Here is a 14,418-nt window from a genome sequence, read left to right as displayed (position 1 = left end):
AAATTAATTCTAATTAGTTTTCATTATTAAATTTTAAAATTGATTATATAATAAATTAAATTTGAAATATTTTTTAGTTAATTTAATTAATTTCTTAAAATAAAAATATAACCATCATAGAATATTGAAAATAAACGAAAATGAAAAAAAATATTTTATGAAAATAAAAAGGTGAAATAATGAAAACCATTAATAAATTCTTATTAATAACAATGGTTTTATTTATGGTTGGTTTAAGCTGTGTATCTGCTGGTGATACATCGAATGATATAAATCATCAAGATAATAGTTTAAATAAGGATATTTCAGATGTTAATACAAACATAACTAGTACAAATGATATTACTAGTAAAACAGTTAAAACTATCCAAACAACCTCAAGTGACAAAAATATTGTAAATACAACACCGACAAAGACAATCAAACAAGCAACAACTAAAATAACAAGTAATAATTATAATTATTATTTCCGATTCAATGAAACATCAAATATGACACAAACAACAAGTTTAGTTCAATCAGGAGATTTATTAGATTTACAAGGAACATTTACTAATGTTAATTTCACAATAGATAAAACCAATATTACTATAACAAGTACAGGAAAAACTGCAAAATTATACAATTGTACTGTTAATATTCAAGGAATTAATTCAACTGGTGCAACTGTTACAAATTTAACTATAGAAAATAGTAATTATTATGGTAGTGGAATTTATGTTAATGTAACAAAAAACATTCTTGTTGCAAATAACACGATACATGTAAACGGACCATTTGCATTTGCAATGGCTGCAGATCAAATGAACAATAGTTTAATTATTGACAACTACCTTGAAACATCACATAGAACAGACATGAACCGTACACATACTGCATTAGCACTAGGTTTAAGTTTTTATAATAATATTGTAAATAACACTGTTCATAGTGATCAAGCAAATGGAATCTACTTTAGTTTCTGGGGATCTGGATTATTCCAAGGAGGATATTGTGATTACAATAATGTGACTGGAAATACTGTAACTGGTGGAGACACATCATGGAGTTACTGTATCCAAATTATGGGAACTGGTAACATTATTTCAAAAAATAAAGTAGAATATGGATACAGAGGTATATCTACACAAGACTTTACCAACAATACAATTATAGGCAATGAAGTAAATGCTACAGCTCAAGGTATTTATGCATGTGAAGGTGCAATTGTATCTAATAATATAGTACATGTAAATAGTTCAACCACAGGTATTGAAATTGGAGGAGATGGAGCTATACTTACCAATAACACCATAACATCAAATGATGGTCCTTGTATTATTATTAGTGGAAGTCAAATTGTTATAGCAAATAACAGTTTAATGTCATCTGAAGGTTATGGTATTTACTCAAAAGGTAAATATACTAACATTACAATAGAAGGCAATAATATTACTAGTAAAAAAGTAGGAATATTATTTAAAAAACAATCTTCTAGTAAAAAAATAAACTATATATCTGTAACAAAAAATAGAATTCAAAGTTATGGTTATGCTTCTATTGATTTCAGTGAAGCTGGAGCTAAACTTATAGAAGATTCACATGTATTAGTTGATGAATCAAATATATTAAATTGTTCTAGTGGAATTGGATTAGAATTAGCATATGTTCCACCAGTAAATGGTTCTGTAGATGATGTTAAAGATTCAAATAAAACTATAATTATAACTTCACAGAATTATGCAAATTACTTCTCTACTGATGGTGCAGATACTAGAGCTATATTAAAAAATGATACAGTTATACTTAGAGGAACATTTAGTGGAAAAGACTTTGTATTCCCAATGAAAGTACATGTAATAGGACAAAATTGTATAATATATAATGGTTCTATTGACTTTACTACTGATGCATCTGCATCTACATTAACTAATGTAACAATCATTAACTATGATACTTCAAGTGTTAACAGACATGGAGTTATGCTTGATGAAGTAAGTAATTGTGTAATAAGTAATGTAACCATTAATAACTATGATAAATGGGAAAGTTTTGGTATATTCTTATATTCTTCTGGAGGTAACACTATAGTAAATAACACTATAACTACATCAGGAGATTACTTGAATTATAATATATTTGCATATGCATCTGACTTAAATAATATATCAAATAATAAAGTTCGTTTAAATCAAAGTTCACAAAACATTTCATATACCTATGAAATAATGTTTGAAGATAAAATAGGTGCTATATATGAAGTATTACATAATTATGGTATTGTTGCAATATACTCATCATACAATGTAATTAATAATAATGATGTTGTAATAACCTCAAACTTTAAGCAATACAAACACCCTGATGATGACTTCAAAAATAGTGTTGTTGGAATAGACATATACTATGAAAGTGACTATAACACAGTTACCAATAATAAAATCAGTGTAACTAGTCTTGGACCATATACTTATGGTATGGGAGTATTAGGAGCTCCATGGGGTTCATCAATTACATCATCAAATGCAACAAATAACACATTTAGAAACAACCAAGTAAATGTAACTGGAGGATACTTTGCTACAGGATTTATTGCTGGATTAAACAGTGTAAATACTCTTGTAGAAAATAATACATTTAATGTTAAAGCATTACACAATAACACAAATAGAGGAGACTACGTGTATGGTTTAACTCTTGAATCTTGTCTAAATACAACATTCATAGATAATACTATAAATGCAAGTGGAGCTGCAGTATACACTATTGAAATGTATGGTACAAGAAACAATAAAATAATGAATAATATATTATATGCTGAAGCATCACATCCTTATGGAATTGCAGGATACCAATCATCATATAATACAATTACAGGAAATACCATTACAACAAAACAAATGCCTTATGGAACTATAATTCCAGCATTACATTCAGATGCAATACCTTATGGTGATGAAGGCATTATGCTTATGAGAAATAGTTTCTATAACAATATCACAAAAAACACAATACAAACAAATGCAAGTGAATATGCAGTAAAACTAACTGAACAAGCTATTAATAATACAGTAGTTGAAAATTCATTACAATCTACAAAATATTCTGGTGATAAAGCAGTATATATCGGTCATAAAACAAATAAAGTTACAAATAACTTCATATACTTCACAAATATAATTGTACATCCAATGCAAGGAACACTTGGAAAACCATTTAATCTTACAGCTACAGTAATATCAACAGGAACGGATTTAAAAAATCTAACTGTGACATTTAGAATTGGTATAACTCAAATAGGAACAGCTAAAGTAGTTAATGGAAAAGCAACAATAACCTGTAACTCAACAACAGGATTTTCTACAACAAGATACACAATTATTGCAACAGTAACCGGTAATAACTTCCAAAACAGTACTGGAACAGCTTCATTAAACTTTAATAAAACACTGCAAGAAAGTATTGTAAATGTTACAAAAGTAACAGGATTACCTGGAGAAAATGTAACAATTACAGCTCGTGTAACAGATTCATATAATGCTGAACTAACAGGAAATGTTACATTCATAGTTAATGGAGAAACACTAACTACTAAAACATTAAGCACAGGACGTGCATCATACATTTATAAAATACCAAATACTATGAATATAGGAGTATATGACATAAATGTAATTTATAATGGAAATAAAGATCATTCTTCTGGAGAAGGAAGTAATATATTAGGAGTTCAAACTACAACAACCACTACAGTAAATAGTGCAACAGGAATAATTGGTAATACAACTACAATAAAAGCTACAGTTACTACAAGTAATGGAGAAAAAGTTAACAGTGGAACTGTAACCATAAAAATTAATGGTGATACAGTAGGTACTGCTAAAGTATCAAATGGTGTTGCTACATACAAATATACTGTATCAACTAACTTTGTATCAACAAAAAAATACTCCATAGTAGTGATATATAATGGAAATAACACATTGAAACAATCTAATGCAACAAATACATTAACAGTGCAGAAAACAAAAAGTTCTATTAACTATAATACAACATATACATACACTGGAAATCGTACAACTCTTACAATTAGAGTTAGTGATTTAACTAATAGTTTCTTTACTAAAAATGGAAATATAAGTATTGCAATTAATGGTGAAGTACTAAAATACACCAATAATACTATTATTCTTGGAACCTCAAACAATAATGGAACAATTAAATTTACATTTACAGCACCAACAACACTACAAGGTAAAAATAACATAACATTAACTTTCTATGGAAACGATCAATTTAATAGTAGTTCAAAAACATTTAAAAATGGATTAATTATCCTTACTGGAAATCAAACAACTAAAATGATTTATGCAAGTCATAATGGAACAGGAAGTGGATTTTCAGCAAATAGTCCTACAACATTAACTGATGCATTAACAATTGTTGCTAATGGTGGAACTATAAATCTTGTAACCATGAACAATGCTAAATCAGACACATACTCTCTAACTAAACCAATAGTAATTAACACTACAACAACAACTGCAAAAACAATAAAAATTGTAGGTTTAACTAATAAAACAATAATATTCAATGGACAAAATAAAAATCAATTATTAAACATAGCTAAAGGCTATACTATAAGCATTACAAATGTTCAATTTACCAAAGGTAACACTAGTAATGGTGGAGCAATATATAATAATGGACTATTAACATTAAGTAAAGTTACATTTACTAATAACTATGCAAATCAAGGTGGAGCAATATATAATAATGGAATTATGACAATAACACAATCCATATTTAAAACAAACAGTGGAAATTATGGTGGAGTAATTCTCAATGCTGGAAACCTTACAATGACAAGTAACAATGTAACAAATAATAATGCAACTAAATCTGGTGGTGTAATTAACAGTAAAGGAAATGTTACTCTAAAATCTAATAGATTTATCAATAATAGTGCAGCATTTGGTGGTGTACTATATGCAAGTGGAAAAGTAAATACAATTACTATTAACGACTTCATTTCAAACCATGTGACTAAAAATGGTGGAGCAATCTACAACTTTGGAGTAATGGATTTAAGAAGTAATAATTTCACATCAAATACTGCAACTCAATGGAGTGGAGCAGTACATAATGCAAGAAACATCACAGTAACATCCAATAAATTTGCACTAAACACTGCTGGTCAATTAGGTGGTGCAATGTTTAACAATGCAAATGCTACCATGACCTCAAACACATTTGAAAATAATCGTGGAAAATATGGAGGAGCAATATATAATGGTGGTGTTGCACTTATTGAGAAAAATACAATACGATATAACAACGCATCACAAACTGGAGGAGCTGTGGCAAACAAAGGAATAGTAACACTCAAATCCAATAAAATAACAGGAAACAAAGCAGTATATGGAGGAGCAATATACTCCAACAATACCGTAACAACTACCAATAATACAATTACATATTGTGTAGCAAGTGTATCTGGTGGAGCAATATATAATATAGGTAATTTCACAGTAAACAATAATACATTTACTGGAAACTCTGCACGTAACGGTGGAGCAATATTCAATGCAAAGAATGCGACAATTACCAAAAATATATTCACTAAAAATAGTGCAAAACAAAAAGGTGGAGCTGTTTATAACAGTGCTACTATGAAAATTTCAAGTAACACATTTACAGGAAATACTGCAAGTACTGGTAACAACACATACCCCCAATAATTAAATGGAAGAATTTAATTTAATAAATTCTTCTAATTTTTTTTAAAAATAACTAAAAACAATAAACAACTAATTTTAAATAGATTAAAAAATAAATTCATATAACTTTTTAAATTTATAATAACCCTTAAATCATGTTTTTTCTTACACATTACTCCATTCATGTTCAAAAAAAATAATAAATTTTATTATTTAAAAAGAATATAATAAATTTTATATAATCAAGTAGTTTTAAAATATTATAAAACATTTTTGTTTAATTTAGAAATAACTTGATTATATATTAAATAATAAAAGGACTGATTACATGTATGAAAAAAGAAAACTTTTTCTTTTAGTAGCTACATTAATTGTATTATTTATAGGAATTAGTACTGTGACAGCAACTACTGTTACAAATGATTCAACACAAAATACAGGTTCTGATAATATTATTTCAGATACTGGTAATTCCTTGACTGACAAGAATGTAGATTCAAGTATAAGTAATGCAGTTAAAACACAACTAACAACTACTAAAAAAATAGATTTAGATTCAGTAGTAAATAATAAAACTAGTAAAAAAGAAAATAACCTTAAAACAGCAAATACAATTACTGTTACTAATGGTAACTTCAGAAGATACTTTGACAATGAAGGTACAACATCCAATATTAATGCTTATGATAATATCATATTAAGTGGTAATTTCACTGACAAAGTATTTATAATAGATAAATTTGGTGTTACATTAACTGGAGATAATGCAATAATCAATGGAGGTTATATATACATTATTGAAGATGCATCAAATAGTACTATAAGTAACATTACTCTTAATACATCCCGTTATGAAACTGCTTTCAAGAATGAAGGTGAAAATGTAACAATAATCAATAATTATATACATATAATTAATGATGATAATATGAGTTATATTGAAGGTAGTACCAACCAAGTAACAGAAGGTATTAATAACCTAGGCGATAATGTCATTATTGCAAATAATACTGTTATTGTTGAAGGTCATGATATAGATATTGATTGGACTGGTGGAGATCGTAAAGGTTTAGCTAGTACTTTAGGTATTATGAATTTTGGTGGAACTAATGTACTTATTGAAAACAATACAGTAGTTGCTACTAAATCTAAAAATTGTACTGGAAATTCTTATGGTACAATTGATGGAATTGAAGTAAAACAAGGAACTAATGTTATTGTAAATAATAATAAAGTAAATGTTTCTGGATCAAGATTCTTATATGCAGTTAATGCATTAGATGCTCTTAAAAATATTACAATAAGTAATAATATCCTTAACGCTACAGGTGAAAGATATACTGATGGTATTCAAGTAGGAAATAATGCAGACCAATTATACATCAGTGGAAATAATATTACCTGTTATTGTTATAATACAACAGAATATGATCAAGATAATGAAGCAATGGCTTTTGGAATTATTACATCCACTATGGGTGGTTTTGGTCCTACAACCAAAATTAATGTAACGAACAATAATATAAAATTAAACAGTACAATTACATATGGTATTGAAATATACTCAACATCAGTTTCAAATGTAACTAATAATAATATTATAAATGATGGTGCTTACAGTATGGGTATTAGTTTAGCTCATTCCAATAATATTACTGTTAAAGATAATAATATTGAAACTAAAGGAAATAGTTCCCAGTACATTAATGAGATTGTTGAAGAAATTAGACCTGCAAATATTGGTATTCAAATCCAACAAAAATCAGATAATTCCACAATAACTAAAAACACCGTTATCACAACAGATTCTGGAGATAACGCTAAAGCAATTAATATTGAAGGTACTAAAAACTTAATAGTAACAGATAATATATTACTTGCTAATAATATTGGAGGTAATGATGCTGTAATAATTGATTTGAACTCCAGTAATATTATAATTTCAGATAATACCAAACCAGCAGTGAAAAGAAATGCTGTGATTTCTATAATAATTCCAGAAAATATATCTACTGGAAGTACTATCCAAATAAAAGCAAAGGTAACTGATAACGATAGTGCTGAAGTATTAAATGGTAAATTAGTTTTCAAACTTAATGGTGTTACATTAAAAGATGAAACCAATAAACCAATAAAACTAAATGTTATTAATGGAACTACAACACTTGAATATACCTTAAAAGGATATGCTGCAAGGAATTATACTATAACTGCAGTATTTGCTAATTCATCATATAATAGATGTGAAGCTAAAAAAGTATTAGAAATTCAAAAAACTAACATTAATTTCACATTAAAGAATATTACTGCAAATAGTGGTGAAACGATTGAATTTAATGAAATAGTAACTGATGAAAATGGTAATATTTTATATGGAACTAACAAGGTAGCTATTAAAATAAATGGTAAAACAATTGCTCATACCACTATTGTTGATGGTGTTTTAAAAACAAATATTACATTACCATCCCAATTAAGAAGTGGTGAAAATAATTTAACAATTATTATCGGTGAAAATAATAGATATACATCCAGTATAAGTACAAGTACACTCAATATACTAAAACAAAATGCGATAATCACCATTGATGAAATAGTATCTCTTCCAGGAAGTTATACTACATTTAAAGCAATGCTTGTTACAAGTATTACTAAAACACCAATAACAAGTGGAAATTATGTATTTAAACTAAATGGTAAAACTCTTTATAATATGGATGAATATGGAGAAAATTTAGTTAAAATACAATCCATCACAAATGGTATTGCTACATTAAGTACTTGGTTAAATAATGATCTTAAAGAAGGTACATATAACATAACCTTAACTTATTCCGGTTCTAATCAAGCTAATTCAGCAACCAATACTACCAATGCATTAATTATAAAATTATAAAAAATTCTTTTTTTTATTTTTTTTTCGCTTATTTAAAACAAATCATCATATATTTTATATAATAAAATATGAATAGTCTTCTTTTTTTGAAAAAAAACAAATAAATTTTATTAAAAATAAAAAATACATAAGTATATTAATATAATTAAACTTAACTATTACCAGTGTATTCTTATTCATAATAAAATAAAGTATGAAAAAAAATAATTGTTGAATACACTGCTCAAGGAGTTATATATGATGAAAACTAAGACCTTTTCATTATGTATGATAATCTTTGTTCTCTTAATATGTACAACAGTAACTGCAAGTGACATAAACAATGATACTATCACAGTAGAAGATACTGTTAGTGATTCAGGAATAACCACAATAGATCAACAAACTATAAATGATGTGACTAGTTCCACATCTGAAACAAGTAATTTAACTAATACTAAAAACATTGTTTCAGATACAACAAAGACATATACAACAAAAAATGAGTCAAGTGTAACAACAAAAACTAAAGAAAATAATACAACAATAAAAACCAACATAAATTCAAACATACTAAAAACAATGACTGCTACTTTAAAGGCAGCTACTGATTCTACATATAACATCCAAGGTAAAGTAACTTGTGTTTATGATAAAACAACAGGTTCCTATGTTGGAGGAGAAGAAGATGCTATTGGTGTAGCAAATGCAACAATACGTGTTTACAATACAAAAGGTAAACTTCTTAATACTGTACGTTCCGATTCTAATGGAAATTATACTATTAGAGGATTATCTGAAGGTATTTATGATATGGAATTTGAATATGGTACTTATGCTATTGGTGATGAAACCGTACATATAATAAATAGTACTCAAACTATGGATTATGTATTCATCCCAGATATTGCTATAATATCATATTCTGGAAGTTCAAGTGATGGACAAAAAAATAAAGTTGATGCATTGAAAGCATTAAGTGATCGTGTCTATTTCCTTGAAAGTTATAATTTAAATAGTTCATATGATGTATCAGATGAATGGATGTTAGATTATACAAATTTCATATTGGTAGATATGTATAGTTTAGGTAATGGATTTGGAGTGGATACTGATCGAATTAAAACTTCACCAGCATCCCAAAATGAAATGATTGCTTATACTTTTGGTATATATGGAAGTTTAGTACAATCATTAGGTTGGGGTTATGTTGGAGGTAATCCATACTCCGTTGAAAACACATATGTTGGATCATATTGGCAAGCAGAAGCTATAAAAAATGAAACTATAGTTAATACCAATATGAAAAATTTATTTGATTATATATTATACTTACTTGGAGAAAGTAATGTAAATCCAACCACTAATGGAAATATACCGTTACTTAGTGGTCCACAATGGGGTATTTATTATCCTGGATTTAACATAAAAGTACCAACACCAACAAGTGCTCAAATAAAATATTGGATTGAAAGTGATCCTGGTTATGATAATGATGGCTCTGGAAGTTTAAACTGGATGACTGATTACTATAATCCATGGATTCTTGAACATCAAAATCCAACAGATATTTTAAGAGCATTTGAACAATGGTACAATAAAAATGTAAATTTAAAAGGTCCATTTGTTGCTATTTTAAGTTATTATCAAACAAATGATGAAGTAGAAGCTTTAATTAAAGAATTTGAAAAACAAAAAAGAGCAACATTTTGTCTATATCAATATGCAACTACAAGTCCAACAATGACTGAATTATTAGACATTGCAGTGACTGATAAAAATGGTTTATCCCGAGGAATTAGTGCTGCTAGTTCATTATATTCATGGTCAACATCATATTCTGAAATGCAAACTAACACTACTATTACAACTTATGAACATACAGATATTACTATTCTTAATGCTCTAAGTGGTATAAGTAAGTATAGTTATGAAAGTGAATATGGACCTCAATCTGAATGGACATATAAAGTAACAATACCTCAATTTGAAGGAGTAATTGGTGCTCTACCAATATCATATGTTGATGATGATGGTACAACAATTATTATTCAAGAAGGTATTGAAAAACATGTTCAATTAGTAAATGGATGGGCAAATCTTAAAGAGAAAAAAAATGCAGATAAAAAAATAGCAATAGTCGTATACGATTATCCACCAGGTAAAGCAAACATTGGTGCATCATATCTTGATGTATATACAAGTGTACATGATTTACTAGTGAAAATGGCTGAAGAAGGTTATGATATTGGTATGTCTGTGGATGAAATTCCAACTACTGAAGAATTAACCACACAAATTATTGATATTGGTAATAAAGGTAATTGGGCTCAAGGTCTTCTTGAATCTTATGTTGAAGATAATTTAGCTGATTTAACCAAATATCATCAATTAATCAGTGCTAGTGAATTTAAAAAAATGTATAATGAATTACCATCCAATCTCCAACAACAATTAGTTGCTTGTTGGGGAAATGGTTTAGGTAATGGATCTATGATTTATAATGAAAGTTCACTTGTAATTCCAGGAATATATTTCGGAAATATATTCATAACAATACAACCTGCAAGAGGTTGGGATTCAGTGACTGATTATCATAGTGATACACTTGCACCACCACAACAATATATAGCATTCTATAAATACTTATATCAATATTATTTAGGTATTAGAGGAAATAGTGTTGATGGAATTGTAAGTATGGGTACTCACGGAACATTAGAATGGTTACCAGGACGTACTCTTGGTCTTCAATCCAGTGATTGGCCATTCCAATTAATTGAAACACCAATTATATACCCTTATATTGTTTCAAACCCTGGGGAAGGTATGACTGCTAAAGAAAGAAGCTTTGCACAAGTAATAACTCATATGACACCAGTAACAACTGCTGCTACATTATATGGAGAATATTCTCAACTTGAAAATGCTATTACCCAATATGAAGAAAATAAAAAAGTAGGTGATAGTAGTAACATACAATACTATAAAGAAGTTATTTTAAATATAACTACTACAAATAGTAGTTTCCCATCACCTAATTTCTTAAAAATGAGTCAAAATATTGAATTATATTGGGATGGAATAGATTTAAATGATATAAATCTTACTATAATAAGTAGAAGTAATATCTTAAATCTATCTCAAAGTTTGAATAAATCCATGTTATCATACTATAATTACACAATAAAATCTAATCTTCCATTTAATGAATATTTAGAAAAAATGTATAATTATACGACAAGTGAAGCTGCATTTGAAGCATGGTTATCCACAATACATGAAACACTTGAAAGTATGAGTGGAGATACCATTACCTACGGAGTACATACTTTAGGTTATATTTGGAATGATACTGAGATGATTCAAGGAATAACAACAATATCATCATCAAGAACTAATATTCTTCAAGATATTATGACATTATACTATAATATCGAGGGAGATTACTATAAAAAAATAAAAGATATTAGTTTTTCAGATTATCAAACAGCTATTGAAACAACATTACAAAACATTGTGACAAGATTAGTTGAAGATACAAGTCTTGAAAATGTTGCCCAAATTGCTGCTGAACAAAATCAAGATAAAAACAGTAGTTTCTATAATGACCTTGTTCAAATTAAATCATTTATTGATGGTGTTCGAGATAACCGTGAATGGAAATCAATAATGAATGCTCTTAGTGGAGGATATGTTATTTCGGGTTTATCAGGAGAACCATCATTATCAGATGTATTACCTACAGGTAGATCCATGTATTCAAGTGATACTACTAAAATGCCAAGTAAAGCAGCATGGAATTCTGCTATTGAATCAGTAAATCAAATGCTTATTAAATACATGACAAATCTTGGAGAAGATACATACCCTGAATTAGTTGGAGAAATTATCTGGGGTACAGAAGTCTTACGTACAGAAGGAGTAAGTCTTGCACAATTCCTCTACCTTTTAGGAGTAAAACCTACATGGGATCAAAGTGGAAAAGTAAATGGTACCGAAGTAATACCTCTTGAAGAACTTACTTTAACAATTGATGGTACAATCTATCAAAGACCAAGAATCGATGTATTTGCTACAATAGTATCAAATAACCCTTACTGGCTAAGTTTACTCTATGAAGCAACAAATAAAGTTAATGCATTAAATGAAAGTGTAAATGATAATTATGTTAAAAAACATTATACTGAATTTAATTCAACATACAGATTATTTGGTTTAAATGGAGCAAAATTAGAAGGTACAGGAGTATCTGATTTACTTAACAACATAGCATCATGGCAAAATTCAACCGATGGAGTATCATATGAAGCAGCAACAGTATATGAATCAAGATTATCCAATGCATGGACAATAAATTCAGATGGCCAAATAGTTGTTATTTCTGGTCAGAAAGAATTGTTTGCATACTTATTATCTAACGTGGATTTAGTAATTCAAGATTTAGATAGTACCTGGAGATACCTTGATTCAGATGATTATACAGACTGGTTTGGAGGATTACTTAACGCAGCAAATGTTCATGGAGCTATTCCAAACACCATGCTTCTTGATATACGTAACAGAAATAATATTATTTCAAGTACAATAAGTCAAGAAGTAAGTCGTGAAGTAAGAACTACTATTACTAATCCACAATGGTTACAAACCATGACATCATCAGTTGGTGGATGGAACCAATTAGCACAAAACTATGAAAATTTAATAAAATCTATTTTCACAACACAAGGATATGAAGAAGATGAAAATGGAAAAGCAATTCATAGAACTACTAGTGGAAACTCAACAGGATTAATTAGTCAAGAATTATTTGAAAACACTGTTTATGTATTAGTATATAGTGAATATCTTGTAGCTGATGCTAACTATAAATCATATTCAATCCAATCAATGACTGGATGGGCAATGACATTGGCAATGAATAATTATTGGAAAGTATCCAATACAAAATTATTAAAAGACCTTATCCAAAAATATGTTGATGCTGCTAATAAATACGGTGTTGCATGTTGTCACCACACCTGTGGTAACGTTAATCTCCATGAATGGATATTAACTACTGGTTCATCAATGGGTGTTAAAGGATTAGAAAGATATTCTCAACAATACAATTCGGCTACCAAAAAAGGAACTGTATTAGGTACTGGAAGTTCAGGTACTGGTTCAGGTTCTGGTAATGGTAATGTTGGAGATGAAAATGAAGGTTCTGGTGGATCTGGAACAGGAACTGATATTTCAAAAGAAAGTTTCGATGCATATAAAGATGCAGGTAAACTCTCTGGACCTGGAGCATATACCACTAATGGTCAAGGTTCATCAAATGAAAAATCAATTAATCAAATGAGTGGATCTTCTAGTGGAAATGGTGGTTCCGATGGTGGAAACGGCGGATCTGGAAACGGACAGGGAAATGGAACTGGTTCAGGTTCTGGATCTGGAAACGGTGATGGAAACGGTAACTCCACAAATTCTGGTGATTCTGCTTTAGGTCAAGCATCAAGTTCTTCATCTGAAGGTTCTGCTGGAGGAAGTGCTGCATCTAGTGGTGCTGCAAGTGCTACTGGTGCTGTTTATGAAGTATCTGCTAAAAGTGGTGGAGAATCCGCATCTTCTCAAGCTGAAATTGCTTTAGGTTATATATTAGCTATTGTTTTAATTGCTATGTTATTCTTCTTAGGATTTACTAGACGTAGTGCTCGTGAAGAGTAGACAAAGAAAATCATACATAAAGTACAATTCAAAAATAAATAAAAATTCCCCCTTTTTTTCTTTTTTATTTTTTTTTAGAAGAAATTCTATAAAAAAATTAAATTTAATTAAAAATATTATCTTGTTTTAAAAAAA

3 protein-coding genes are annotated in these 14,418 nt (G+C 28.7%); all 3 read left to right on the top strand.

The annotated features are described in order from the left end of the window. Positions 1-179 precede the first annotated feature (179 nt). The 3 genes from NL43_RS02375 (at position 180) to NL43_RS02365 (ending at position 14,283) form a co-directional block, all read left to right on the top strand. On the top strand, positions 180-5,720 hold the full coding sequence (locus NL43_RS02375; protein ID WP_069592446.1) for a right-handed parallel beta-helix repeat-containing protein: 5,541 nt from the start codon (positions 180-182) through the stop codon (positions 5,718-5,720). A gap of 307 nt (positions 5,721-6,027) precedes the next feature. Continuing rightward, entirely contained in the window at positions 6,028-8,595 is a 2,568-nt protein-coding gene (locus tag NL43_RS02370) for a hypothetical protein (protein WP_069592445.1), read from the top strand. Positions 8,596-8,832: 237 nt separating this feature from the next. After that, a complete protein-coding gene (locus tag NL43_RS02365; protein WP_069592444.1) occupies positions 8,833-14,283 on the top strand; it encodes a cobaltochelatase subunit CobN in 5,451 nt (1,816 codons plus the stop codon). The last annotated feature ends 135 nt before the right edge of the window (positions 14,284-14,418 follow it).

Source organism: Methanosphaera sp. WGK6 (assembly GCF_001729965.1).
Lineage (GTDB): Archaea > Methanobacteriota > Methanobacteria > Methanobacteriales > Methanobacteriaceae > Methanosphaera.
Note: the sequence above shows the minus strand (reverse complement) of the source record. Positions and strands in the feature narration are given on the sequence as shown.

Coding starts and splice junctions, on each gene's coding strand:
- NL43_RS02375 (WP_069592446.1), top strand. CDS start 180: ATGAAAACCATTAATAAATTCTTATTAATAACAATGGTTTTATTTATG.
- NL43_RS02370 (WP_069592445.1), top strand. CDS start 6,028: ATGTATGAAAAAAGAAAACTTTTTCTTTTAGTAGCTACATTAATTGTA.
- NL43_RS02365 (WP_069592444.1), top strand. CDS start 8,833: ATGATGAAAACTAAGACCTTTTCATTATGTATGATAATCTTTGTTCTC.